The organism is Nonomuraea sp. NPDC048881 (assembly GCF_040649795.1).
In the GTDB taxonomy this organism is placed as follows: Bacteria; Actinomycetota; Actinomycetes; order Streptosporangiales; family Streptosporangiaceae; genus Nonomuraea.
In genome coordinates this window covers 133640-159245 of record NZ_JBEZGC010000002.1, presented here as the reverse complement: position 1 = coordinate 159245, position 25606 = coordinate 133640, and the positions used below count along the sequence as shown (strand labels likewise).

23 protein-coding genes are annotated in these 25606 nt (G+C 71.1%); 12 read left to right on the top strand and 11 right to left on the bottom strand.

All coding sequences use genetic code 11. The features are described 5' to 3' along the window. Positions 1-6: 6 nt before the first annotated feature. Positions 7-639 (bottom strand): LysE family translocator, encoded by a 633-nt coding sequence (locus AB0C33_RS06310; RefSeq protein ID WP_358284215.1) that lies wholly within the window; start codon positions 637-639, stop codon positions 7-9. A 70-nt stretch (positions 640-709) separates the two neighbouring features. Between AB0C33_RS06310 and AB0C33_RS06305 the strand changes: the two genes are divergently transcribed. Further along, the gene (locus AB0C33_RS06305; RefSeq protein WP_358284212.1) at positions 710-1807 is read left to right on the top strand and encodes a winged helix DNA-binding domain-containing protein; all 1098 of its coding nucleotides are present in this window, start codon (positions 710-712) and stop codon (positions 1805-1807) included. Between the two features lie 10 nt (positions 1808-1817). Here the strand turns inward: AB0C33_RS06305 and AB0C33_RS06300 are convergent, their stop codons facing one another. Together AB0C33_RS06300 and AB0C33_RS06295 are read right to left on the bottom strand one after the other, a co-directional pair. Then, complete coding sequence (locus tag AB0C33_RS06300; RefSeq protein ID WP_352326656.1) at positions 1818-2069, bottom strand: hypothetical protein; 252 nt, start codon at positions 2067-2069, stop codon at positions 1818-1820. A gap of 79 nt (positions 2070-2148) precedes the next feature. Beyond that, positions 2149-3255 (bottom strand): MFS transporter, encoded by a 1107-nt coding sequence (locus AB0C33_RS06295; protein WP_358284210.1) that lies wholly within the window; start codon positions 3253-3255, stop codon positions 2149-2151. 79 nt (positions 3256-3334) lie between these two features. On the opposite strand from AB0C33_RS06295, the gene AB0C33_RS06290 reads away from it, so the two are divergent. From AB0C33_RS06290 to AB0C33_RS06280, 3 genes are all read left to right on the top strand, one after another. Then, positions 3335-3784, top strand: a complete 450-nt coding sequence (locus AB0C33_RS06290; protein WP_358284207.1) for a hypothetical protein — start codon at positions 3335-3337, stop codon at positions 3782-3784. 91 nt (positions 3785-3875) lie between these two features. Then, a complete protein-coding gene (locus AB0C33_RS06285; protein WP_358284205.1) occupies positions 3876-4322 on the top strand; it encodes a carboxymuconolactone decarboxylase family protein in 447 nt (148 codons plus the stop codon). Between the two features lie 309 nt (positions 4323-4631). Beyond that, positions 4632-4805 (top strand): hypothetical protein, encoded by a 174-nt coding sequence (locus tag AB0C33_RS06280; RefSeq protein ID WP_352357779.1) that lies wholly within the window; start codon positions 4632-4634, stop codon positions 4803-4805. A 65-nt stretch (positions 4806-4870) separates the two neighbouring features. Here the strand turns inward: AB0C33_RS06280 and AB0C33_RS06275 are convergent, their stop codons facing one another. Together AB0C33_RS06275 and AB0C33_RS06270 are read right to left on the bottom strand one after the other, a co-directional pair. Continuing rightward, on the bottom strand, positions 4871-5491 hold the full coding sequence (locus AB0C33_RS06275; protein ID WP_358284203.1) for a pyridoxamine 5'-phosphate oxidase family protein: 621 nt from the start codon (positions 5489-5491) through the stop codon (positions 4871-4873). A 34-nt stretch (positions 5492-5525) separates the two neighbouring features. Then, entirely contained in the window at positions 5526-6044 is a 519-nt protein-coding gene (locus tag AB0C33_RS06270; protein ID WP_358284201.1) for a helix-turn-helix domain-containing protein, read from the bottom strand. 46 nt (positions 6045-6090) lie between these two features. On the opposite strand from AB0C33_RS06270, the gene AB0C33_RS06265 reads away from it, so the two are divergent. Next, entirely contained in the window at positions 6091-7434 is a 1344-nt protein-coding gene (locus AB0C33_RS06265; protein WP_358284198.1) for an MFS transporter, read from the top strand. A 60-nt stretch (positions 7435-7494) separates the two neighbouring features. Here the strand turns inward: AB0C33_RS06265 and AB0C33_RS06260 are convergent, their stop codons facing one another. Together AB0C33_RS06260 and AB0C33_RS06255 are read right to left on the bottom strand one after the other, a co-directional pair. Continuing rightward, positions 7495-8580 (bottom strand): PrsW family intramembrane metalloprotease, encoded by a 1086-nt coding sequence (locus tag AB0C33_RS06260; RefSeq protein WP_358284195.1) that lies wholly within the window; start codon positions 8578-8580, stop codon positions 7495-7497. Between the two features lie 75 nt (positions 8581-8655). After that, positions 8656-9861, bottom strand: a complete 1206-nt coding sequence (locus AB0C33_RS06255; RefSeq protein ID WP_358284192.1) for an amidohydrolase — start codon at positions 9859-9861, stop codon at positions 8656-8658. A 117-nt stretch (positions 9862-9978) separates the two neighbouring features. Between AB0C33_RS06255 and AB0C33_RS06250 the strand changes: the two genes are divergently transcribed. Genes AB0C33_RS06250 through AB0C33_RS06240 form a run of 3 tightly spaced genes read left to right on the top strand, consistent with a single transcriptional unit; the run spans position 9979 to position 11392 of the window. After that, positions 9979-10443: a hypothetical protein gene (locus AB0C33_RS06250; RefSeq protein WP_358284190.1), complete on the top strand. Its 465-nt coding sequence runs from the start codon at positions 9979-9981 to the stop codon at positions 10441-10443. Between the two features lie 29 nt (positions 10444-10472). Further along, on the top strand, positions 10473-10871 hold the full coding sequence (locus tag AB0C33_RS06245) for an ester cyclase (RefSeq protein WP_358284188.1): 399 nt from the start codon (positions 10473-10475) through the stop codon (positions 10869-10871). A 29-nt stretch (positions 10872-10900) separates the two neighbouring features. Next, positions 10901-11392, top strand: coding sequence for a pyridoxamine 5'-phosphate oxidase family protein (locus tag AB0C33_RS06240; protein WP_358284186.1), 492 nt, complete (start codon positions 10901-10903; stop codon positions 11390-11392). On the opposite strand, the gene AB0C33_RS06235 is transcribed toward AB0C33_RS06240, so the two are convergent. Then, positions 11343-12743: an MFS transporter gene (locus AB0C33_RS06235; protein ID WP_358284184.1), complete on the bottom strand. Its 1401-nt coding sequence runs from the start codon at positions 12741-12743 to the stop codon at positions 11343-11345. The genes AB0C33_RS06240 and AB0C33_RS06235 overlap by 50 nt on opposite strands. A gap of 99 nt (positions 12744-12842) precedes the next feature. On the opposite strand from AB0C33_RS06235, the gene AB0C33_RS06230 reads away from it, so the two are divergent. Further along, on the top strand, positions 12843-15404 hold the full coding sequence (locus AB0C33_RS06230) for a glycosyl hydrolase family 18 protein (RefSeq protein WP_358284183.1): 2562 nt from the start codon (positions 12843-12845) through the stop codon (positions 15402-15404). Between the two features lie 172 nt (positions 15405-15576). Continuing rightward, positions 15577-16407 (top strand): glycerophosphodiester phosphodiesterase family protein, encoded by an 831-nt coding sequence (locus AB0C33_RS06225; protein ID WP_358284180.1) that lies wholly within the window; start codon positions 15577-15579, stop codon positions 16405-16407. Between the two features lie 112 nt (positions 16408-16519). Here AB0C33_RS06225 and AB0C33_RS06220 read toward each other — a convergent pair whose 3' ends face one another. From AB0C33_RS06220 to AB0C33_RS06210, 3 genes are all read right to left on the bottom strand, one after another. Beyond that, a complete protein-coding gene (locus tag AB0C33_RS06220) occupies positions 16520-19339 on the bottom strand; it encodes a vitamin B12-dependent ribonucleotide reductase (RefSeq protein WP_358284177.1) in 2820 nt (939 codons plus the stop codon). Continuing rightward, complete coding sequence (nrdR, locus tag AB0C33_RS06215; protein ID WP_103955744.1) at positions 19336-19791, bottom strand: transcriptional regulator NrdR; 456 nt, start codon at positions 19789-19791, stop codon at positions 19336-19338. The genes AB0C33_RS06220 and nrdR overlap by 4 nt, the downstream gene beginning before the upstream one ends. Positions 19792-20508: 717 nt before the next feature. Then, positions 20509-20967 carry a hypothetical protein gene (locus AB0C33_RS06210; RefSeq protein ID WP_352325990.1) on the bottom strand — a complete coding sequence of 153 codons (459 nt, stop codon included), beginning with the start codon at positions 20965-20967 and terminating at the stop codon, positions 20509-20511. Positions 20968-23389: 2422 nt separating this feature from the next. Between AB0C33_RS06210 and lexA the strand changes: the two genes are divergently transcribed. Together lexA and AB0C33_RS06200 are read left to right on the top strand one after the other, a co-directional pair. Next, a complete protein-coding gene (lexA, locus tag AB0C33_RS06205; RefSeq protein WP_352357808.1) occupies positions 23390-24097 on the top strand; it encodes a transcriptional repressor LexA in 708 nt (235 codons plus the stop codon). A gap of 336 nt (positions 24098-24433) precedes the next feature. Next, positions 24434-25561 (top strand): aminotransferase class I/II-fold pyridoxal phosphate-dependent enzyme, encoded by a 1128-nt coding sequence (locus AB0C33_RS06200; protein ID WP_358284173.1) that lies wholly within the window; start codon positions 24434-24436, stop codon positions 25559-25561. Positions 25562-25606 lie beyond the last annotated feature (45 nt).

Genomic DNA, 25606 nt, shown 5'->3' with positions numbered 1-25606 from the left:
CGGCGTTCAACGCTCCACGGCGAGCTTCACGCCGAGCCCGACGAAGATGCCGCCCGTCGCCGTGTTCACCCGGCGGCGGGCGACGGCGCTGCGGCGCAGCCATCCCCCGATGCGCCCGGCCAGCACGCCCACCGCGCCGTCCACGACGAACTCGAAGGCGATCAGGACGGCGCCGAGCACGGCGAACTGCAGCCACATCCGCCCCAGCCCCGGATCGACGAACTGCGGGAGGAAGGCGACGGTGAAGGTGACCATCTTGGGGTTGAGCAGGTTCGTCAGCAGGCCGCTCAGGTAGGCCCGGCGGCCGGACATCCCGGTGCCCGGCTCGGGCATGTCGCTCACCCCGCCCTTACGGTCCCGCAACATCCGCACGCCCAGGTAGATCAGGTACGCGGCGCCGCCGATCCGTACGACGGTGAAGGCGACCGGCACGGCCGCGAAGAGCGCGGCCAGCCCCGCGGCGGCCACGGCGACGTGGATCGCCTCGCTGGTCGCCACCCCGGCCGTGGCCAGCAGTCCGACCCTGGGGCCGCCCCGCATCCCGCAGCCCAGGACGAACAGCATGTCGGGGCCGGGCGTGATCATCGCCACGATGGTGGTGACCGCGAACAGCGCGAGAAGATGACCGTCGAGAGGCACGCTTGATCCTCTCATATCCCCTTTTTCGCCCAATGTGCGGAATGTCGGTGGGAGGCGGTAGAAGTGACGCATGACGATGGAGCTCACCTGGCCGCAGATCCTCACCTGGCGCCTGCGCAGGCAGTTCGTGGCGGCGGCCGACGGGCCGGACGCGGTGTCGGTGGCCCGCCGGCTGTGCGGGGTGCAGGCCCAGGTCGCCTCCTCGGCCCAGCTCGCGGTGGCGGTCAGGAGCGCCCGGCCCGACCCCGGTGAGATCGACCGGGCCCTGTGGAGCGATCGGACCCTGGTCAAGACCTGGCTCATGCGCGGCACCCTCCACCTGGTGCCCGCCGACGAGCTGGCCGGCCTGTGCGCGGCGCTGAGCACGCTGCGCTTCTGGGAGAAGGGCTCCTGGCAGCGCGGGCACGGCGTGACCGCCCCGGAGATCGAGGCCGTCATCGAGGCCGTTCCCGAGGCGCTGAAGGGAGCGCCGCTGACCCGCGAGGAGCTGGTCGACGCGATCGTGGCGCTGACCGGCGACGCCCATCTCCGCGAGGCGCTGACGTCCGGATGGGGGGCGCTGCTCAAGCCGCTGAGCCGCCTGGGCGAGCTGTGCTACGGGCCGCCCCGCGAGGGCAAGGTGACCTTCACCGCGCCGCGGTCGTGGGTGCCGGGCTGGCCTGGGGAGCTGCCCGGCCAGGAGGAGGCGGGCGTGCGGGTGCTGCGGGCGTTCCTGGGGGCCCACGGGCCGGCCACGCCGGAGATGTTCGACACCTGGCTGTTCGGCGGCGTGGCCAGGAAGGCGGTGCTCAAGGCGTGGGTCAAGGGCCTGGCCCCGGAGCTGGTGGAGGTCAGGGCCGACGACGGCACGACCCTGTACGCGCTGGCCGAGCACGCCGACGACCTGGCCGCCACCCGGCCCTCGCAGGAGGTCCACCTGCTGCCGGGCTTCGACCAGTTCATCCTGGGGGCGCCGCGGACGCTCGCCCCGCTCGTCCCGCCGTCGCTCAAGCCCAAGGTCAGCCGCCAGGCGGGCTGGATCTCGCCCGTCGTGGTGCACGAGGGCCGGGTGGCCGGTGTGTGGGAGGCGAAGAACGGCGCCGTCACCCTCGACCTGGCCGCGCCGGTGCCCCAGGACGCGCTCGACCGCGCCCTGGGCCGCATGCGGTCGCTGCTGGGCCCGGCCTGACGCCGTTCGGTCAGGCGGACGAGCTCGCCATCACCCGGTCGACGATGCCCTTGTTGCCCTCCTCGCGGGCGCAGTGGGCGCAGCAGTACCAGTGCTCGCCCGACTGGACGCCGTGCCCGATGACCTTGGTGCCGCAGTGCTCGCAGATCGGCGCCATGGCCTCGATCGCGCACTGGAAGCAGTCGAAGGTGTGCACGGCCCCCTGCGCGTGCACCTCGAAGGCCATGTCGTAGTCGTTGCCGCAGTTGTCGCAGACGGCCATGGTGATCCCCTCTTCACGTCCGAATCACCTGGGGCAATACCCCGAACCGTGGTGCGCTTTCCCCAACGAAACGCCATATTCACGCCGAGTCACCGTCGATGATGACGAAACGTACGATCAGCGGCAGCCCCAGGAGGCCTAGCGCGGCGAGCGCGACGGGCAGCCCGAACGGTCCGGTCAGCCCCGCCACCAGCAGCGGGCTGACGACGAACCCGGCGTAGGAGACCATCGAGACGCCCCACACCAGCGTCCCGGTCGGGTCGTCGGCGGCCGAGCGGCTGAGCAGCGCGGGCACCAGCGGCCCGAGCGCCAGCCCGGTCAGGGCGAAGCCCGCCATCGACAGCGGCACGCCGTCACCGAGGCCGGCCAGGCCGATCCCGGCCGCGCCGCCCACCCCGGCGACCAGGTACAACGCGCGCAGGGGCACCGGAGGCAGGGTCTGCGCGGCGATCCGGCCGGCCGTGAGCGCGGCCATGTAGACCGAGGGGGCCAGGCTCGCCATGAGGGGCGTGGCGGCCCGGTGCTCCTCCAGCAGGAGCACCGACCACTGCTCGACGGCGTTCTCGATCACCAGCACGCATCCGGCCAGCGTCCCGAGCAGCAGCGCGACGCCCCACAGCCGGCGCCCCGCGTGGTGGTCGCCGGAGGGGGCGGCCCGGCCGCCGCCCACGGGCAGCGCGGGCAGCGTCAGGGACGTCGCCGCCACCAGCACCGCGATCACCAGCAGCACGGCCCGGACGTCCAGGCCGAGCGACCGGGCCAGGCCGGTGAGCGGGGCGGCCACGATGACCGCGAGCGGGAAGGCCGCGTGCACCGCCTGGAAGAGCCGCCGGCCGCTCTCGCGCTCGACGCGTCCCGTGGTCAGGTTGAGCGCCACGTCGAGCGCCCCGCTGGCCGCGCCGAGCAGCAGCAGCCCGGCCACGAGCGGCCAGTACGCGGTGACCGCGGCCAGGCCCGCCACGGCCAGCCCGAACAGGACGGTCGTCGCCATGAGGGCATGGCGCTCGCGCCCGCGGGCCAGCCGGCCGGTCAGCGCCATCGCGGGCAGGGCCCCGACGGGCACCGCGCTCAGCGCCGTGCCGAGCTGCGCCGCCGAGACGCCGAGCTCGTGCTTCACGGCAGGCAGCAGAGCCGCCCAGGACCCCCAGAACACCGCCCAGACGGCGGACACCGCGATGAGCGGCATTCACCAACCCCCTTGTATTGCGGTCAAGTCTCGGTAAAGATCGACGACGTCCTTAATGTCCCCCGCCGAAGGGAATATCGTGCTGACGCGAACGGTCATCGCGGCCGGACTGGTCGCCGCCGGTCTCGCCGCCACCCCCTCCGCCGCCTCCGCGGCCACCGCCCCCGAGACGCCCGAGCGCGTCTGCGGCGCGGGCTACCACCGGGTGCAGGACGGCCACCGGGCGATGAAGACGCGCGACGGGAAGGTGCTCGGTCACGTCTACCTCATGTACGACAAGAGCGCCGGGAAGAACTGCGTGGCGGCGATCAAGACCGCCTTCCGCGGCACCCCTACGGTCACCGGCGCCTCCATCGAGGTCCGCGGCGGCGGCCGCAGCGAGGACGTGCAGCGTTACCGCTTCTACGCCGAGACCGGCCACATCGACGGTAGCTGGAAGTGCGTGAAGTACGCGGGCTGGACGCGCACCCCGGACAACCGTGTCGAGGCATGGGGCGGCCGCGGCTCGTGGGGCAACTGCCGGGGCTGAGAACGAATCCGGTCCTCCCCCCCGGAGCTGTCACATCGAACCGGGCCGTCTCGTCGTGTGTCATGGAAATGACGACACAGGGAGGATCACCATGACCCAGCGCATCGACATCGCCGAGCTCGCCCCGGAGGCGTACCGGGGGTTCCTGGCGGTGGAGGCGTACATGCACGGCAGCGACCTGCCCGCGGCCACGATCGAGCTGGTCAAGCTGCGGGCCAGCCAGATCAACGGCTGCGGCTACTGCGTGCACATGCACAGCGGGGACATGAAGAAGGCCGGGGAGAGCGACGAGCGGCTGTGGTCGGTCGCCGCCTGGCGGGAGGCCACGGTCTTCACCCCGGCCGAGCGGGCGGCGCTGGCGCTGACCGAGGAGGCGACCCGCCTGGCCGACCGCGGCGAGACCGTGCCGGACGAGGTGTGGCAGCAGGCGGCCGAGCACTATGACGACAAGCAGCTCGCCGCCCTCGTCGTCTCCATCGCGATGATCAATGCCTGGAACCGGATCGGCGTGACCGCCCGCCTGGTTCCGGGAACGTGACGCGGGCGCACCCGCACGCGAGGCCGTAGAAATGCGTTGAGCGGTCCCGGGAGCCCCGGTTAGGTTGGCGCGCAAGGCGGGTGGCGGCACCCGCCGAGCCGCCGTCAGCCGGCGGCGGCCCGGAAGGGGGAAGACCGTGAAACGTGTCAGAGTCCCGAAATCAACGGCCGTCAGGCGTCCGCATCCGTCGGCCGAACCGGATCTGCGCACCCCGTCAGGGCGAAAGTTGCCCTATTAGCTACCCTTTACAGCGAACTTACGGCTGTATCGGTAGATAACAGAGGTAACAGAAACATCACGGGGGCTCACATGAAGAGGCTTGCGGTGGTGCCGCCGCACATCGCCAGGCACAAGATCCGCGACATCCGGGCGGCGGTCCGCCGCCGAAGGACCGAGGCCACCGACCCCAAGGTGGTCGACCTGCGGGCCTACAGCGGCCGGAACGTCATCCGCTTCCCCGGCGGACCGACGCCGGCCGCCTGAACCGCACGGATTCACCGCACCGCTGAGGCCCGACACGACCGGCTCCCCCCGCCGGCCGTCCGGTCTCAGCCGTAGAGCCTCTTGGCGTAGCCCTCGCCGTAGTACGACTCCAGCTGCTCCAGCGTCTCCTCGACCACCTGAACCTCCTTGATCAGAGTGGCGTGCGAGGGCAGGACGGACGGGTTCCAGGAGTCGGGCGCCCAGAGCTGCGAGCGCAGGAACGCCTTGGCGCAGTGGAAGAAGATCTGCTCGATCTCCACCACCAGGGCCAGCCGCGGCCGGTGACCCTTGACGACCATCTCGTCGAAGAACGGCGCCTCGCGCACGAGCCGGGCGCGACCGTTCACGCGCAGGGTCTCGTTGCGGCCGGGGATCAGGAAGATCAGGCCGACGTGCGGGTTCTTCAGCACGTTGAGGAACCCGTCGGCGCGGCGGTTGCCCGGCCGGTCGGGGATGGCGATGGTGGTGTCGTCGATGACGTGGACGAACCCGGCCGGGTCGCCCTTGGGCGAGACGTCGCAGTTGCCCTCGGCGTCGGACGTGGCGATCAGGCAGAACGGGGAGGCCGCCAGCCAGTCGCGGTCACGCGCGTGCAGCCGGACCCGCTCCTTGGTCACGGCCCTCGGCATCACCTCGCCCAGCAGTTCCCGCAACTCCTCCTCGGACCCGATCTCCGCCCAGCTCATCTGATCTCCTTTCGAGGGGTACCGCCCGATTTTGTCAGGAGATCGGAGCAAGCATCCTGTGGGGTGCCCTGAGCAGAACGCTGACCGGATCATCACGGTTGTCCGTCAGGCCGGGGCCGGGGCGCACCTCGATGTCCTCCAGCCCGACGGCCGTGCCGCACGACGGGCACCGGGACACCGGGTCGAGCCGGGCGCCGCAGGCGGCGTGGTGGAACAGGCGGCGCGGGCCGTCCCCGCCGAGGTTGCGCTCGCCCCACTGGGACAGGGCCAGCATGGGGACCCACAACTCGCGGCCCGTGGCGGTCAGGACGTACTCGTCGCGGGGCGGGTTGTCCTGGTAGCGGCTTCTGGCCAGCACGCCGGCCTCGACCAGCGCCCCGAGCCGCTGGGACAGGACCGCCCGCGGGATGTCGAGGTGGGCGAGGAAGTCGCCGTAGCGGCGCACGCCGTACATGGCGTCGCGGACGACCAGCAGCGTCCACCGTTCGCCGATCACTTCCAGGGCCCTGGCCAGCGAGCAGTCCTGGCCTTCGTAGTTCTTGCCGAGCGCCATGGGAGCCATGTTAGTTCATTCACCGAACCGTGATACGTTGCGCCGCATGAGTTCAATGACCGAACTGACCCGGGTCCGGCCGGGCACGCTGGCCGTGGCGTCCTCGGCGCCCCTGCTCGTGCTGACGAACTACACGGTGCCGATGGTGACGTTGCCGCAGACGGCCGCGTCCCTGGACGCCGGGCCGACGGGGCCGGTGTGGATGCTGGGCGGCATCTCGCTCGGGCTGTCGGCGCTGCTGCTGGTCTCCGGCGGGCTGGCCGACGACCACGGGCGCCGGCGGGTGCTGGTGTGGGGGGCGGCCGTGCTGGCCGCCGCCGGGGTGGCGGCCGCGCTGAGCACGTCGGTGCCGGTGTTCGTGCTGGCCAGGCTGGCGCAGGGCGGGGCGAGCGCGGCGATGCTGGCCGCCAGCCTGGGCATCGTCGGCCACGCCTTCCCCTCGGGCGCCGCGCGGGTGCGGGCCACCGGGCTGTACGGCGCCATGATCGGGCTGGGCACCGCGCTCGGCCCGCTGGCCTCCGGCGTGCTGGCCACGGCGGTGAGCTGGCGGGCGGTCTACTGGGTGTTGTCGGCCGTCGCGCTCGCCCTGGCGGTGGCCTCGGCGCGGCTGCTGGCCGAGTCGCGCTCCCCCGCGCCGCGCCGTTTCGACGTGCCCGGCGTGGTGCTGCTCAGCCTGGGGGTGGGGGCGCTGGTCGCGGGGGTCACCGAAGGGCGTGCCGGGTGGGGGCGTCCGGTGGTGATCGGGGCGTTCGCGCTGGCGGCGGTGCTGGTGGCGGCGTTCGTGTCGGTGGAGCGCCGGCGTCCGGAGCCGCTGCTCGATCTGGAGCTGTTCGGACGGCCGGTGTTCCTGGTCGCCACCGGTGGCGCGCTGGTCGTCGGGGCGGCGGTGGTGGGCCTGCTCAGCTACCTGCCGACCGTGCTCCAGACCGCGCACGCGCTGACGCCGCTGCAGACCGGCCTGCTGTTCTGCCTCTGGTCGGGCACGTCGTTCGCGGTGTCGCTGGCGTCCCGGCTGGTACGCCTGCGCACCGCCGCCCGGCTGGCCCTCGGCCTCGGCCTGACCGCGCTCGGGTTCGCCGGCCTGCTGGGCGTGGGCGGCTCGCTGGACCTGCCGCTGGTCATCGCCGGGCTGGTGGTGAGCGGCGCCGGGTCCGGGCTGATCAACTCCTCGATCACCCACCTGGCGATCGAGAGCGTGCCGGCCCACCGGGTCAGCATGGGGTCGGGCGCCAACAACACCGCCCGCTACGTCGGCTCCTCCCTGGGCGCGGCCGGCGTGGCCGCGGTCGTCGGCGCGTTCGGCGTGGACCGGGGGGCGACGGTCGCGGTGGCGGCCTGCATCGTGCTGGCGGCGGTGACGGCCCTGGCCGCCGTGCTCACGCGCCCCTGAGCCCGCCCCTGAGCCCGCCCCTGAGCCCGCCGCCGGGTCCGGCCCTGAGCCCGGTCGCGGCTACCAGCGGCGGGCGTGGGCCATCGAGGTGAGCAGGGCGTCGCGTTCCATGGCGAACCTGGCCGGGTCCATGCCCTGCCGTTCGGCCCGCAGGTGCAGCACGGTCAGCTCGGTCGCCGCCTGCTGGTAGTCGCTCATCGCGCGGCCGAGCCCGGCGCCCCTGGCCCACCTGCGGGCCGCCTTGCGGGCCTTGAGCGTGCTGAGCATCTTCAGGTCCGCCGCCGTGACCAGGCCGGTCTGGCCGTAGCCGGGCAGGTAGACGCCCATCTTCGAGACGAGCTGGCGGCGTTCGACGACGGTGACCACGACGAGCAGGACCAGCGCCACCATGATCACCAGGTACGCCGTGCCCAGCCAGGCCAGCGACTGCGTGGAGGCGGCGCCGTTCCACAGCCCGTGCAGGACGACCGCGCCCAGGTAGCCGAGCGGGATCGCGGCGAACCTGGCGGGCGTGCGGCGGGTGAGCGCGTAGGCGACGCCGAGCCCGATCATCGAGGTGTAGATGGGGTGGCCGAGCGGGTCGATCAGCCCTCTGAGCACGAACAGCCGGACCGCGGCGCCGGTGCCGTCCTGGCCGAACGCGATCAGGTAGTAGCCGATGTTCTCCACGGCGGCGAAGCCGAGCCCCGCCATGGAGGCGTAGACGATGCCGTCGGTCAGGCCGTCGATCTCCTGCTTCCTGCGCAGGAGCAGCAGCAGCGCCGACCCCTTCAGCGCCTCCTCGATCACCGGGGCCAGGAACACGGTGCCGACGTCGTTGACGAGCTGGGCGCCGTACCCGGCCCGCAGGAACAGCGCCTGTCCGGCCAGCGTCAGCCCGACGCCGAGCACGATCGCCAGGCCCGCGCCCCACGCGAAGGCGAAGGCCAGGTGCAGCTTCGGCTCCGGCTCCAGCCGGTCGAGCGAGAGCACCGCGGCCAGCAGCACCGGCAGCGGCGCGAGCCCGAGCACCGCCGACAGCCCGAACCCGACCGGCCCGCCTTTGTGCAGCATGAGACCGAGGACGATCAGCGCGAGGACGCCTGAGACGACGAGTCCGATCAGGAGCGCCTTGCTGGGTCTCCTGGCGGGGTGCGGAGCTGTCATGGGGGGCGCCTTTCTCCGACTCAGTGCACCTACTATGAGCGTTCCCGGCCGTCGCGCACTTGACAGTCGCCTACATCACCGTGACTCGCGGTAATAGGGATCGGCCACGACGGATTCCCCGTCCACGTAGGAGTACACCTCACGTCCGGCGATGAACACCCTCAGCGCCCGGCTCATCACGTCGAGCGGGTCGCCCGACCAGATCACCACGTCGCCGTCGAGGCCGGGGCGCAGCGAGCCCACCCGGTCGTCGAGGCCCATGATGCGGGCGGGGTTGACGGTGATCGAGCGCAGCGCGGTGTCCCTGTCGAGCCCTTCCTTGACGGCGAGGGTGGCCTGGTGGACGAGGAAGTGGATGGGCACCACCGGATGGTCGGTGGTGATCGCCAGCTCGACCCCGGCCCGCGCGAGGATGCCCGGGTTGCGCAGGGCGCGCTGCCGCAGCTCGACCTTCGACCGGCTGGTGAACAGCGGGCCGATGATGACCGGCACGTTCCGCTCGGCCAGCGTGTCGGCCAGCAGGTGGCCCTCGGTGCCGTGGTTGAGGATCAGCCGGTGGCCGAACTCGTCGGCCAGGCGCAGCGCGGTGGCGATGTCGTCGGCGCGGTGCGCGTGCTGGCACCACGGCAGCTCGCCGTCGAGCACGCGGACCAGGATCTCCAGCGTGCCGTCGCGGTCGAACGGCTTGTCCTCGCGCTCGGCCGCGGCCTTCTTCGCCTTGTAGTCCTGCGCCTTCATGAGGGCGTCGCGGATCACCGCGGCCACGCCCTGCCGGGTGGAGGGCAGCTTCTTCTGGTCGCCGTAGACGCGCTTGGGGTTCTCCCCCAGTGCGCTCTTGACGCTCACCGGCTCTCTGACCAGCATCTCGTCGACCGACCTGCCCCAGCACTTGACCGCGACCGTCTGGCCGCCGATCGGGTTGCCGGAGCCCGGCTTGATCACGACCGTGGTGACGCCGCCGGACAGCGCGTCGGCGAAGCCCTGGTCGGCCGGGTTGATGGCGTCGAGGGCGCGCAGCCGGGCCCCGTTGGGGTCGGTCATCTCGTTGGTGTCGTTGCCCGCCCAGCCCTCGGCCTCCTCGTACACGCCGAGATGGCCGTGCGCCTCGACGAAACCGGGCAGCACCCAGCCGCCGTCCGCGTCCACGACGGTGGCGGAGTCGGGGATGGTCACGTCCCGCCCCACGGCGAGGATCTTCCCGTCGCCGACCAGGACGGTGCCGCCCTCGATGGGATCTCCGTCAACCGGCACGACATATCCGTTGATGATGGCGAGAGTCATAGCGGCAACTTACCGTTGCCATGCTTACCCCCGTAAAGCCTGGACCGATAACCAGATTTCGGGCATGCTTGTCGAGATCTTCAGTCAAGGCCAATCGAAAGGGACGTACTGGTGCGCATGCCCGCAAAGGCAATCCTTCTGACGGCGGCGATCGGTCTCAGCGGCGTTCTCGCGACCCCGGCGAACGCCACGGCCGCGAGCACCCCGCAGGGCGTCTGCGGATCGGGCTTCGGGCTCGTCTCCGGCGGCGCCAAGCCCGTCAAGACCCAGGGCGGCAAGCGCTACGGCACGGTCTACCTCCTGTACAACCGCGGCACCGGCCAGAACTGCGTGGTCACCATCAAGTCCAGCTTCATCGGCTCGAAGACGCAGATGAGCGCCAGGCTCACCGTCATGCCCAAGCCGCACAAGGACGAGAAGCAGGACCCGATCGTGCGCATGGACGCCGGCAAGTTCGGGCAGTACGCCGGGCCGGTCAAGTACTGGGCCAAGAGCGCCTGCGTGAAGTTCTGGGGCACGATCCAGGGCACCGACGGGTCCATCGCCGGCGGCGGCCGTACCAGCTGGGGCAACTGCGGCTAGGGGCCTCCCGCGCGGGTAGTCGTGCCGCCATGCTGACCGAACTGTACGAGCGCTGGCTGCTCGAACTGTGGAACGGCGACTTCCCCCTCGCGCACGACCTGGTGACCCCCGAGTTCGTCGGCCACTGGCCCGGCGCGGACGTGCACGGCCCCGACGGGCTGATCGAGGCGATCCGGCAGGGCCACGAGCCGTTCGACGACGTCCGGGTCACGCTCGACGTGGGCCCGGCCGTCGACGGCGACCTGGTCGCCGCCCGGTGGACGTTCACCGGCGCCTACCGGGGCGGCCTGCCCGGCGCGAGCGCCCAGCCGGGCACCCCCGTCTCCTTCTCCGGGCACGACCTCCTGCGTGCCACGGACGGACGATTCTCCGAATACTGGGTGATCTCCGACGTCCAGTCGTTCTCCCGGCAACTCGGGATAGGCTGACATATTCGCATCACGACGGGGGTCGAAGGATGTCACAGGAGGCAATGGGGGCGATGGGCTCGATGGGCTCGATGGGCGCACAGCCGCTGGAGCTGCCCGAGGAGGACCTGTCGGCGCTGCTCGCCGGCCAGCGCTTCGGCGCGCTCGCCACGAACGGCGGCGGCGGCCGTCCGCAGTTGTCCACGGTGGTCTACACCTGGGACCCGCCGCGGCGGGTGGTGCGGATCTCGACCGTCGCCGACCGGCTGACGGTGCGCCGCCTGCACCAGGACCCCCGCTGCGCGCTCTACGTCGCCAGCGACGACTTCGGCTCCTACGCCGTCGCCGAGGGCGAGGCCGAGCTGTCCCCCGTGAGCGACCGGCCGGGTGACGAGGTGGGCCTGGAACTGCTGGCCATGCAGCCGTCCTTCGGTGACGCCGCGGGCGAGCTGGCGTTCCTGCACCGCATGGTCGCCGACCGCCGGCTGGTGGTCAGGATCCAGGCGAGACGGCTCTACGGGGCCCTGCTGCCGACGCCCTGACCGCGCGCCGCCGGTTGTAGGCCACCATCGCGACCACCAGCAGGATCAGCGCCAGGTCGATGGCCGCCGACCAGCGCATGGCCCGCGCGTGGTGGCCGCCCTCGGCGACCGCGAAGTAGACCGCCCCGATCACCGCCACGCCGCCCGCGCCGGCGAACTGCTGCGCCGTGCTGAGCACGCCCGACCCGATGCCGGCCTGGTGCGGCGCGACCTCCACCAGCGCCGCGCCGATGAGCCGCGGCAGGACCAGGCCGTTGCCCGAGCCCACGAGCATGAGCGCGACCATGACGTACGGCAGCCCCCACCCGGCCCCGGCCACCAGCAGCGCCAGCCCCAGGGCGGTGACCAGGCCGCCGATCATGACGACGACCAGCCCGTACCGGCCGACCAGGCGGGTGCCGAGCAGCGAGGTCACGGTGAACAGCACGCCCATCGGCGCGAAGGCCAGGCCCGCCTGGAACGCGGTGAGCCCGAGCCCGCTCTGCAGCAGCAGCGTCAGCGTGAACATGAACGAGGCGAAGTACGCCATGAACGCGACGATCGCCCCGACGCCCGCCAGGTAGGAGTGGACCTTGAGCAGGCCGAGGTCGAGCACCGGCTGCCCGCCCCGGGCGGCCAGCGTCCGCTGCCACCACCAGGTCAGCGCGAACACCGGCGCGCTCGCCGCCATGGCGGCCCACGTCCAGGCGGGCCAGCCCAGGCTGTTGCCGAGGCCGAGCGGCACCAGCAGCAGCGCCAGCCCGGCGGCCAGCCCCGCCGCGCCCGGCAGGTCGAACGCGACGGGCTTGTGCGGGTCGGCCTCGGGCAGCAGCCAGCGGGCCAGCGGCACGACGACCAGCCCGACCGGCAGGTTGATCAGGAAGATCACCCGCCAGCCGAGGCCGAACACGTCGGCGGTGAGCAGCAGGCCGCCGAGCACCTGGCCGGCGATGGAGCCGAGGCCGCCGGCGGCGCCGTACCAGCCGAGGGCGCGGCCGCGGCGCTCCGGCGGGTAGACGGCCGAGATCATGGCCAGCACCTGGGGCACCATGACGGCGCCGGCCAGGCCCTGGAGCAGCCGGGCGGCGACCAGCCAGGCGGCGCCGGGCGCGAGGCCGCACAACACCGAGGCGACGGTGAACCCGGCCACGCCGAGGACGAACAGCCGCCGGTAGCCGTAGCGGTCGCCGAGCCGGCCGCCGGTGATCATGCCGGCCGCGTACGTGAAGGCGTACCCGGCCACGATCAGCTCCAGGGCGGCCGGACCGGCGCTCAGGTCGTGCTCGATGGCCGGCGCGGCCACGTTGACCACGAAGAAGTCGAACTGGGCCATGAACCACGCCGACAGCAGGACCGGCAGCACCCCTCGCATCTTGTCAGGCTAGATCAGACAGGCTCTTGCAAGTTGAGTGGGAGGGGCTTACGATCCGCGTGATTGTTAGGAAACTTTCTTTAAAGAAAGGTCCTTGACGTGCGCCGATTAGTCACCCCCCTGATCGCCGTCCTCGTGATCATCGGCATGTGCACCCTTCCCGCACAGGCCGCGAGCCGCCTCATCGCCACGTTCTCCCTCTCCGGGAACACCGGCACCTTCCTGGTGAGCAACCCGGGCACGACCGCCGTCAGCGGCTGGTCGATCGTCTTCGAGCTGCCGTCCGGGGTCACCGCGAGCAACCCCCAGAACGCCACCATCCGCCAGAACGGCACCAAGGTGACGCTCACCCCCGCTTTCTACATCAACACCGTGCAGGCGGGGAAGAACACCGAACCCTACAGCCCCAAGGTGACGCTGAGCTCGGCCGTCCAGCCGACGAGCTGCCTGATCAACGGCGCCAACTGCGACGGCACCGGCGGTGACCCGCCCGCCAAGCCGCCGGTCAGCGCGACGTACGACGTCAACGGCACCTCGGCCAAGTTCATCGTCGCCAACAACAGCACCACCGCGCTGAACGGCTGGTCGATCGTGTTCGAGCTGCCCGCGGGCGTCACCGCGAGCAACGCCCAGAACGGCTCACTCACCCAGAGCGGGCGGACCGTCACCCTGACCCCCGTCCACTACAACACCACCGTGAACGCGGGCGCGACCACCGAGCCCTACAGCCCGAGCTTCACCGTGAGCACGGCCAACGCCGAGCCGACGAGCTGCCGGATCAACGACGTCAACTGCGACGGCACCCCCGACGCGCCGCCCGGCGCCCCCGGGAACCTGCGCTCGCCGGTCAAGACCACCAAGACGGTCTCCCTCGCCTGGGACGCCGCCACCCAGGGCAGCCTGCCCATCGTCGGGTACGAGATCTACAACGGCTCCGCCCTGGCCGCCTCGGTCACCGAGACCTCCGGCACGGTCTCCGGCCTGACGCCGAACACCGAGTACACGTTCACCGTCAAGGCCAAGGACCGCAAGGGCGCCCTGTCGGCCGCCTCCGCGCCGCTGAAGGTGACCACCCGCAACCCGGCCGACGACTCGCAGGCGCCGTCGGTGCCGTCGGGACTGCGCAGCACGGCCAAGTCCTCCAGCAGCGTCACGCTGGCCTGGACGGCCTCCACCGACAACACCGGCGTGGCCAACTACGACGTCTTCGCCGGCTCGACCCTGGCCACGACCGTCACGGGCACGACGGCGGTCGTCTCCGGCCTGTCCCCCTCGACCGAGTACTCCTTCACGGTCAAGGCCCGCGACCTGTACGACAACCTCTCGGCCGCCTCCACCCCGGTGAAGGTGACGACGTCGGACATCGTCGAGACCGGGTACGCCCGCGTCGGCTACTTCGTCCAGTGGGGCATCTACGGCCGGCAGTACTTCGTCCGCAACCTGGACACCACCGGGGCCGCGGCGAAGCTGACCCACATCAACTACGCCTTCGCCAACATCGACCCCAAGAACCTGACCTGCCTGCAGGGCGTCACCAAGGGCACCACGTCCGACCCGCAGGACCCGAACCAGGGCGACGGCGCCGGTGACGCCGAGGCCGACTACGGCAGGCCGTTCAGCTCCGCCCAGTCGGTCGACGGGGTCGCCGACACCGGCTGGGAGAAGCTGCAGGGCAACTTCAACCAGCTCAAGAAGCTCAAGGCGAAGTACCCGAACCTCAAGGTGCTGATCTCGCTCGGCGGCTGGACGTACTCCAAGTACTTCTCCGACGTGGCGGCGACCGACGCCTCCCGCAAGAAGTTCGTGTCCTCCTGCATCGACACCTACATCAAGGGCAACCTGCCCGACTACAACGGCAAGGGCGGTCCGGGCACGGCCGCGGGCATCTTCGACGGCATCGACCTCGACTGGGAGTGGCCGGGCGCCGAGGGGCACGCGGGCAACCACATCGGCCAGAACGACAAGGCCAACAACACGCTGCTGATCGCCGAGTTCCGCCGCCAGCTCGACGCGCTGACGACGACGACCGGCAAGCGGTACCAGCTCACGGCGTTCACCCCGGCCGACCCGGCCAAGATCGCCGCCGGCTGGGACCTGCCCGAGGTCGCCAAGTCGCTGGACATCTTCAACATCCAGGGCTACGACTTCCACGGCGCGGGCAGCGACAACTCCTGGGAGCCGAACCGCACCGGCCACCAGGGCAACCTGTACCTCGACGCGGACAGCCCGTACAACCCGGACTTCAGCGTCGAGAAGGCCGTGGACGTCTACCTCCAGGCCGGCGTCAACCCGCGCAAGCTGACCATCGGCCTGGCCTACTACGGCCGCGGCTGGCAGCAGGTGACCGACGGCGGCAAGGCGGGCGAGTGGCAGGACGCGCACGGCGCCGCTCCCGGCCAGTTCCAGGAGGAGGCGGGCACGCGCGGCTACAGCAACCTGCTCGCCATGGTGCCCGGCTGCACGATCCGCCATGACGAGGTCGCCGTCGCCACCTACTGCTACACCGGCAACAACGGGCAGTGGTGGACGTTCGACGACGCCTGGTCGATCGGCAAGAAGACGGCCTGGCTGAAGAGCAAGGGCCTGCTGGGCGCGATGATCTGGGAGATGTCCGGCGATCCGGGCGTCCTCACCACCGCGCTGGACGCCGGCCTGAAGTAACCCGGGTTCGGTGACAGCCGAGGGCGGGCCGCCGCGGGCGGCCCGCCCTCAGGCATGTCCGCGTGTCGAAGCCTCATCGGATGGGCACCGCTGCGTTACTCTGCCCTCAACTCACGGTCATCATTGCTGGTCATGGTCGGGGTTGTCGGTCTCTCCCCCACCGAGGAGATCCATGTTGCGGCGACTCGCCCTGTTCCTGCCCCTCGCCCTCCTCCCCCTGGCCTCCCCGCCCTCCTCCGCCGCCGCTGTGACCACAGTGGTCAACGTCGCCCATCGGGGCGCCTCGGCGTACGCGCCGGAGAACACCGTCGCAGCCTTCCAGCTCGCCGCCCGTCAGGGGGCCGACCTGTTCGAGCTGGACGTTCAGGAGACCAAGGACCACGAGCTGGTCCTGATGCACGACACCACCCTCGCCCGCACCACCGACGCCGAGCGCGCCCTGCCGGGCCTTGCGCCCTGGCGGGTGCGCGACCTCACGCTCGCGCAGATCCGCAGGCTGGACGCGGGTTCCTGGTTCGACCGGGAGTACACCGGCGAGCGGGTCCCGACCTTGCAGGAGGCGCTGCGCGCGACGGCGGGGTCCCGCGCCGGCATGCTGCTGGAGGTCAAGGAGCCGAAGCTCTACCCCGGCATCGAGGCCCGCATCGTCCGCGCGCTGCGCGCCGAGCCCTCCTGGCTCGCGCCGGGGCGGCTGGTGGTTCAGTCGTTCGACTGGGACTCGATGCGCGCCTTCCACCGGCTGCTGCCCGACGTGCCGATCGGGCTGCTCGGCACGCCGAGCGCCGCCGCGCTGCCCGGCCTGGCCAGGTTCGCCGACCATGTCAACCCGCCGTACGCCGCGCTCACCCCTTCGTACGTGAAGCTGGCCCACGAGCACGGCATGAAGGTCTTCGCCTGGACGGTCGACAGCCCCGACGTCATGCAACGCCTGCTCACGTACCAGGTGGACGGCATCATCACCGACAAACCCGACATCCTGCGCGACCTGCTGACCGAAGCCTGACCCCGGAACCCCTGACCGGAACCTGACCCCGAACACCTGACGGGAACCCGACCCCGGAAAGCCGATGAGGGGGGCCCGTTCCCGGGCCCCCCTCATCTCAGTTCAGCGTGGATCAGCTGCAGCCGCTGGTCGAGCCGCAGCCCTCGCAGACGTAGCAGCTTCCGGCCGGCCGCATCTTGGTGCCGCAGGTCATGCAGAGCGGCGCGTCGGCGGTGAAGCGCTGGTGGCTCTCCAGCGTCAGCTCCCGGACCGGCTCCTCCTTCGGCTCCTCCTTGGGCTTCTCGATGGGCGCCGACTGGGCCAGCGCCTCCCGGTCGACCGCCTCCGGCAGCGCCGCCGGGTCCTCGCCGCGCTGCTGCGCGGCGCGCTCGGCCGCCGAGAAGATGCCGAGCGCCGCCCGCTCGTCGTAGGGCAGGTGGTCGAGGGCCAGGCGGCGGAAGATGTAGTCCATCACCGACGTGGCCATCCGGATGTCCGGGTCGTCCGTCATGCCCGCCGGCTCGAACCGCATGTTCACGAACTTGCTCATGTACGTCTCCAGCGGCACCCCGTACTGGAGGCCGATGGAGATCGCCACCGAGAAGGCGTCCATGACGCCCGCCAGCGTCGAGCCCTGCTTGGACATCTTGAGGAAGACCTCGCCGAGCCCGTCGTCAGGGTAGGACGAAGCGGTCATGTAGCCCTTGGCGCCGCCCACGGTGAAGCGGGTGGTCATGCTGGGACGCTGGTTGGGCATGCGCCGCCGGGTCGGCCGGTTGACCTCGATGACCTTGACCTCGGGCTCGGCCTCGACGGCCTTCGGCTCGTCCTTCTTGGCGCCGTTGCCGGCCGACAGCGGCTGGCCGACCTTGCAGTTGTCGCGGTAGACGGCCAGCGCCTTCAGGCCGAGCTTCCAGCCCTCCAGGTAGACCTGCTCGATGTCGTCGATCGTGGCCGACTCCGGCAGGTTGACCGTCTTGGAGATCGCGCCGGACAGGAACGGCTGGGTCGCCGCCATCATCCGCACATGGCCCATCGGCGCGATGGCCCGCTCGCCCATCGCGCAGTCGAACACCTCGTAGTGCTCCTTGCGCAGGCCGGGAGCGTCGACGACGTGGCTGTGCTCGCCGATGTACTCGACGATGGCCTCGATCTGCTCCTGCTGGTAGCCGAGCTGCTTGAGCGCCCTCGGGATCGTCTGGTTGACGATCTGCATCGAGCCGCCGCCGACCAGCTTCTTGAACTTGACCAGCGCGAGGTCGGGCTCGATGCCGGTGGTGTCACAGTCCATCATCAGGCCGATGGTGCCGGTGGGGGCGAGCAGGCTGGCCTGGGCGTTGCGGTAGCCGTTCTTCTCGCCGACCTTCAGGCACTCCGACCACTGGCGCGACGCCTCGGCGTGGATCTTCGCGTCCATGGTGCCGACCGTGCGCAGGTTGTCGTTGGCGGCGGCGTGCTTGCGCATGACCCGCTTGTGCGGCTCGGCGTTGCGGGCGTAACCGTCGTACGCGCCCACCACGCCGGCCAGCTCGGCGCTGCGCCGGTAGGACACACCGGTCATCAGCGACGTGATCGCCCCGGCCACCGCGCGGCCGCCGTCGGAGTCGTAGGCGTGGCCCGTGGCCATGAGCAGCGCGCCCAGGTTGGCGTAGCCGATGCCGAGCTGGCGGTAGGCCCGCGTGGTCTCGCCGATCTTCTCGGTGGGGAAGTCGGCGAAGGTGATCGAGATGTCCATCGCGGTGATGATCAGCTCGGTCAGCTTGACGAAGTCGGCGACGTTGAAGGTGTTGTCGTCCTTCAGGAACTTCAGCAGGTTGATGCTGGCCAGGTTGCACGAGGAGTTGTCCAGGTGCACGTACTCCGAGCACGGGTTGCTGGCGGTGATCCGGCCGGTCTCCGGCGTGGTGTGCCAGTCGTTGATCGTGTCGTCGTACTGCACGCCCGGGTCGGCGCACTCCCAGGCGGCCTTGGCCATCTTGCGGAACAGGTCCTTGGCGTCGACCTTCTCGATGACCTCGCCGGTCAGGCGGGCACGCAGGCCGAACTGGTCGCCCTTCTCCACCGCGCGCATGAACTCGTCGGAGACGCGCACCGAGTTGTTGGCGTTCTGGTACTGGACGGAGACGATGTCCTTGCCGCCCAGGTCCATGTCGAAACCGGCGTCACGCAGGGCGCGGACCTTGTCCTCCTCGCGCGCCTTGGTCTCGATGAACTCCTCGATGTCGGGGTGGTCGACGTCGAGCACGACCATCTTGGCCGCCCGGCGCGTCGCGCCGCCCGACTTGATCGTGCCCGCGGAGGCGTCCGCGCCGCGCATGAAGCTGACCGGCCCGCTGGCCGTGCCGCCGCTGGAGAGCAGTTCCTTGGACGAACGGATGCGGGACAGGTTGACGCCCGACCCCGAACCGCCCTTGAAGATCACGCCCTCTTCCTTGTACCACTCCAGGATCGACTCCATCTGGTCGTCCACGGAGAGGATGAAACAGGCGCTGACCTGCTGCGGCGAGGCGGTGCCCACGTTGAACCAGACCGGCGAGTTGAACGCGAAGACCTGGTGGACCAGCGCGTGCTTGAGCTCGTGGTCGAAGATCTCGGCGTCCTCGTCGCTGGCGAAGTAGCCGTGCTCGACGCCCGTGCGGGTGTAGACGCCGACCACCCGGTCGACGAGCTGCTTCAGGCTCCACTCGCGCTGCGGCGTGCCGACGGCGCCGCGGAAGTACTTGGTCGTCACGATGTTGGCCGCGTTCACCGACCAGAACTCGGGGAACTCGACACCCCGCTGCTCGAAGTTGATCGAGCCGTCGCGCCAGTTCGTCATCACGACGTCGCGGCGCTCCCACTGGACCTCGTCATACGGGTGCACGCCGGGCTTCGTGAAGATCCGCTTCATCCTCAGCCCCTTACGCGGCCGCTTACCCCCGCGCGCCACTGAACCGCTGGCCGTGTCCGTCATGACTCCCCCTTCTCCGCCTTCAACTGTGAGATCTCGGCCTCGAAGTCCGCCAGGCTCTCGAAACCGCGATAAACCGATGCGAATCGCAGGTAGGCCACCTCGTCCAGCTCCCGGAGCGGGCCGAGGATCGCCAGGCCCACCTCGTTCGACGGCAGCTCGGCCGCGCCCTTGGCCCGGATGGCCTCCTCTACCCGCTGCCCGAGCTGGGCCAGCGAGTCCTCGCTGACCGGCCTGCCCTGACAGGCCCGCCGCACGCCCGCGACGACCTTGTCCCGCGAGAACGGCTCCGTCACCCCGCTACGCTTGCTCACCATCAGCAGGACGGTCTCCTGCGTGGTGAACCTGCGCCCGCACTCGGGACAGGTGCGCCGGCGCCTGATGGCCGCGCCGTCGTCCGTGGACCGGCTGTCGATGACCCTGGTGTCAGGGTGGCGACAGAACGGACAGTGCACGGCTTCGCCTCCTCGACCCGCCCGGCCCACCACACGCGTAAAACCCTCGCCGCGGTACGCTCGCGCACGCCCCACGGCTCGCCATGGTGCGGTCACGGAAACACAAGGTGTGGTGAACCGACATCGGTGTAACTACTAGATGTTGTGGTCCAACCGTAGAAGCGCGCGACCATGAACGCAAGTTGAGCAACACCGTGGAGCTGAAGTCGCTGATCAGCCCCCGCGTCACACGGGCCCCGGGCGTGTCGCCCCGGCCGACCCCTCGCGCGCCTCACCCGACCGGCCCCCTCGCACCCGACGGCGACCAGCCCAAACAGGCCCCACAAAGGTACCGGAGCCCACAGCCTCCCCCCACCTCCCACCACCCCCGAAGCCCCCTCCCCTACCCCCACAAAACACCCCGGAACCCCCACCCCGGCACTTCGCTTGCCTCCCCGTCCTTCGCTTGCCTCCCCGGCCTTTCGCTTGCATCCCTGCCCCCTGAGCCCCGCCCCTGAGCCATGCACGCGGCAGCAGTGGAAGGCCGGCTCCTTGAAGACGACCACCCAGCCGTCAGGGGCAACGCTGTGGGTCGCGGCCACCGCGCGATCTTCGGCTGTCTTCACAAGCTCCGAATGATCACGCGGTGGCCGTCTCCATGCGACCCCAACGCCTCAAGATCACCAAGCGTCACTGGAGTCGTGGAGGGTCATCCCACGGGGTGGCGGACGGAGCCCGTCACGGGCACTTGGCGCGCATCGTGGGGCTCCAGCCGTTGTGGACGACGTACTTGCTTCCCGCGTAGTAGCTGACCTGGCCCTGCAGGCGGTAGGTGAAGGTGTCCCCCCGCTTGCAGCCCTTGTACAACGTCCTCTTGCCGGCCCCGTACCAGGAGGCGCTGGAGATGTTCTGCCAGCCCCACCAGCGCTTGCGCTGAAGCATGATCTTGACGCGCTGGTTGCTGGAGCAGCCGATCGCCCAGCCGGTCGCGGCCACGTGTCCCTTGCGCATCTCCGGACGGTACACACGCACCTCACGGCAGGACATCGTCGCCGAGCCGGCCGCCGCGGCGGCCGTGGTGACGGCGGTGAGGGAGGTCTGGGCGCCGGTCTGGACGGAGGCCTGCGCCGGGGCACCCGCGGTCAGAGCCGCGGCGGCGACCGCCGCACCGACGACCATCGTGTTGAACGTTCGCATCGAGTTCTCCTTGGTGCTCGTCGTACTGGACACCGCGAAGGTAGCCAGGCCGATGTTGAGAACCTGTGGAGTGCCTGTTGAGCGACCGATCGGCTAGCTGTCCTCCAGTGACACATCGCGATCATGGTGGGGATCCGCCCTGGCAGTGGCAGTGTCGGACGGCTGCCTGATGATGACGCCACCACCCTGACCAGCGCACGACGTCCGTGATCGTGCGGGTCGTGGTCAAGATGAGCGCGGCCGGTAACCGCCAGATCTGAAGGGCCGTCAGCAAGACGCCGTCATGAAGTACTGGGCGGCCGGGCGACGGCGATGGCCGCGCGCAGGGCCGGAGCGAGCAGAGCCAGCGCGAGCAGAGCCAGGGCGTGCAGGGCCAGGGCGTGCAGGGCCAGGGCGTGCAGGGCCAGGGCGTGCAGGGCCAGGGCGATGTGCCGGTGTCAGGCTGTCCAGTGCCCGCCTGGTGGTGGCCCAGGCCGGCCTGACCCTTGGCGGCTTGGACAGACTCCTTGCCCCCGCTTTCTTGAGGCCAGGCCACCTGCCGCTTGCCGCTTTCTTGAGGCCAGGCCAGCCTGCGCCCGTTCCCGTGGGACCCCGTTTGTGCCTGCTAGCTGGGCCTGGGCCCATCAGCCTGGGCCCATCCCCTGACCCCTTGGGGCCGGCCCCCGGAGCTCTACCCCCTGCGCTCAGCGGCCGGCGATCCCCCGCAGGGAGGCCTTCAGCCGACCTCCGCCCCTGGCTACCCCGCCCGGCCGGGCAGCCCAGCACGCACGGCCGCGCGGCCAGCCACTCCGACGCCCACAGCCGAAGCGCCGGGCGCCCCGGCCCCCGCAGCCGCATGCCCGGCCGCCCGCGTCCCGAGCCAGAACCCGCCCAGGGACAACAACACCATCACCACCACCAGCAGCACGATCCGCCCCCGGCGGGTCAGCCGCACCGGAGGAGCCGCAGCCTTGACGCCAGCCCCCGCGGGAATCACCCCGACACCCCGCCCACGGCCCCGCCGCCGCCGCAAGACCGTAGGGGTCGTACGACCATTCCGTGCAAGCCCCGCACCGTCACCGGCCGGAGCACTTTCCGCCCCCACAACACGTCCCAACATCTCCTGCCCCCCGCGAGCCTCACCGTCACCAGAACCCCCGTTCCTCCGCGCCCCCCGGCGCCGCGAGCCCCCCGGCCCGCTCACCACCTGCCCCCGATCCCGGCCCTTGGCCTCCCCAGAGCGCCGCCCCCGTACCGAGAACCGCTCCGCCACCCGTCCCGACCGCCGCCCCCGCCTGTCCGACCGCTCGGCCGACTGCTCCGAGCGCCGCCCTGGCTCGCCCTGCCGCTCCACCGACTGTCCCGAGCGTCGGCCCTGCTCGCCCAGCCGCTCGCTCCTCTTCCGGCGCCGCCCCTCAGCTTCGGGCTGCTCGGTCGAGTCGCCCGAGCGGCGCCTTCGCGTCTCGGGCCGGGCCGTGGGCTCACCAGAGCGCCGCCTACGAAGCTCGGGCCGGCCCGTGGCCTCCCCTGGACGCCGCCGTTCCCAGGGGCGGTCCGCCCGGGCCTCCGCCCGGCGCTCCCGCTCCCCTTCTGGCACCATCGCCGAGTTCCGGCCCGCCGGTCGCGCCGCACGGCCCCCCTGACCTCGCCTCCCCGACGCCTCCGCCAGACCTCGGCTTCCTGACATGTCGGCCTCGCCGCGCCTGCCCGGCCCCTCCGCCTGACCTCGGCCTCGCCGCCCCTCCGTCTCGTCTTCCGTATGCCGTCCGCTCGCTTCGGGCGGCCGTCGGCGCCAGGTGCCGGGCTCGGGCGGACGGGCGCGGGGTTTTGTCACGTCCGTGCCGGGGGTGCCCTGTTCACCTTCGGGGCGGCGGCCAGTCAGTGTGTCGTCGGCGAGAGGCTGTCCACCGCCCTTCTGAGGCAGCGTCCGGTCGGCGTCCGTGTCCGTGTCCGCGTCGGGACGCGGGGAGGGGACCAGCCACAGCCGGGGGCGGCCCGAGCCTTGGACGGCTCCCCCTGAGCCGCCGGCGCGGCGCCGCCGGGTGTTCGAATCGGGAGCCGGTCGTTTTCCCGGATTTTCGTGGCGGCCGGAGCCGGTGTGCGGGTCGTCTCCCCGTCGGCCCGCGCCCCGGGTGGCGTCGGCGATGAGGGTGAGCCGGTTGGCGTCTTCGCTGGTCGTGTCGGTGCTCGGGGTCGTTCGCACGATTGACCTCCCGCCGTCTGGCCCGAGGAAACGGCCAAAATAAGATCAGCAAATCGAACACGGTGTCGATCGAACTCCCGTACGATGTTGTACACCACGCTGGCGACAATTTCGAGGAAGACTCGAACAATTGTTTGAAGATGATCTTCAACAGCGATACGGTCGCTGTGTGCGACATCAAGACCACGGACCGGGAGGTTCGCCGGTGAGGCGGGCCGCCGCCAGGCGAGGAGGAAGAGCATGAGCGAGCGGGAAGACGCTAACGGGGTCACAGACCTCGCGGTGCGCCGGCGTGACTCCCTGGGCCTGACGCCCAGGCAGCGCAAGATCCTCGAAGTGATCCGCGATTCGGTGCAGCAGCGCGGCTATCCGCCATCGATGCGCGAGATCGGCGAGGCCGTGCAGCTGACGAGCACGTCCAGCGTGTCGCACCAGTTGACCGCCCTTCAGCGCAAGGGATACCTGCGCCGCGACCCGCACCGGCCGCGCGCCCTGGAGGTGCGCCTGCCGGGCGAGCCCGTGCTGTGGGTCGACCCCGACGCCACCGACGACGAGGCTCCGGTGAGCCGGCCGACCGCCGCCTACGTCCCGCTCGTGGGCCGCATCGCCGCCGGTGGCCCGATCCTGGCCGAGGAGAGCGTGGAGGACGTCTTCGCCCTCCCCAAGCAGCTCGTCGGCGAGGGCACGCTCTTCCTGCTCCAGGTGGCCGGTGACTCGATGATCGAGGCCGCCATCGCCGACGGCGACTGGGTGGTCGTCCGCCAGCAGCCGGTCGCCGAGAGCGGTGACATCGTGGCCGCCATGATCGAGGGCGAGGCCACGGTCAAGACGTTCAAGCGCAAGGACGGGCACGTGTGGCTGGTGCCTCACAACTCGAACTACGAGCCCATCCCCGGTGACGAGGCCAGCGTGCTGGGCAAGGTGGTGGCCGTCCTCCGCCGCCTCTAGCCCGTCCGCCGGCCGGCCGCCCTCCTTGAGGCTGCGGCCGCCGTTCGGTTTCTCCGCGATCCGGCTTCCCTCGCACGGGGGCTGTGGTCGTCGGCGCCATGTGGCGATTCCTCGCAAGTCGCACGCACCGAACGCCGCCCTCCAGCGTCGAGGCCCTTCCACCCCGGCCTCGCGTGGAGGGCGGCGTCGCATTGCCCGCTCGCCTTTCTCCCGGGACGTTCCTTCGGGCCCCGGAACACAACGCGCCCACCCCCGCGCAGCCGCCCACGCCCCAGACGGCAGGCGCCAGCATCAGGCCCCCCATACCGCCACACCGCAGACTCCTAGACTGTGCCCGTGACCGACACGAATGCCCCAAAAGAGACCCCCGCCTCCAAAGAGATGAAGGACCTCAAAGAGACGCATGACGGTCTCAAATGGGCAATCACCGCCCCCGGTGTCATCCCCGCCTGGATCGCCGACATGGACCTGTCCACCGCCCCCGAGGTGATCGAGGCCCTGACCCGCCGCGCCGCCGGCGACCTCGGCTACCCGACCTGGCTGGACAAGCCGCAGGCCGGCCCCCTGGCCGAGGCGTTCGCCGAGCGCATGGCCGTCCGCCACGGCTGGACGGCCGACCCCTCGCACGTCCACACGTTCAGCGACATCAACCAGGCCCTCCAGGTGCTGCTGCACCTCTGGACCAAGCCGGGGGACGGCGTCGCGCTGCACACCCCCGCCTACCACCCGTTCCTGACGACCCTCGATGTCATGGAACGTCCGCTCGTCCCCATCCAGCTGGAACCGGACGGCGACGCGTGGCGGTTCGAGGTGCCCGACCTGTCCGGCTGCCGGGTGCTGCTGCTGGTCAACCCGCAGAACCCGACGGGCCGCGTGTTCACCCGCGCCGAGCTGGAAGGGCTGGCCGAGCACGCCGAACGCCACGACCTGCTGGTGCTGGCCGACGAGATCCACGCCGACCTCACCTACGCGCCCCACCGGCACATCCCCTTCGCGACGATCCTCCCCGAGCGCACGGTCACCCTCACCTCGGCCACGAAGGCGTTCAACCTGGGCGGCATCCGCTGCTCGGTCGCCCACATCGGACACGCCGGGATACGCGCGGCCCTGGCGGCGCAGCCGCCGTTCCTCTTCGGCTCGACGCACCTGTTCGGGGTGGAGGCCACGGTCGCGGCCTGGCGGCACGGCGACGCCTGGCTGGACCGGACCCGGGCGCTGCTCGACCGCAACCGCCGGCTGATCGCCGAGCGGCTGCCGGACCGGTTCGGGTACCGGATGCCCCAGGCCACCTACCTGGCCTGGCTGCACACCGGCCAGCCCGGCATGGCCGAGGTCATCGAGCGGGAGGCCAAGGTGCGGCTCAACGACGGCGCGTCGTTCGGGCCGGGCGGCGCGGACTACGTACGGCTGAACTTCGCGACGACCGAACCGGTGCTCTCGGAGATCCTCACCAGGCTGACCTGAGAAGGGGCCCGGCGCTCTTCGAGACCACCAGGCCGGGCCCGCAGA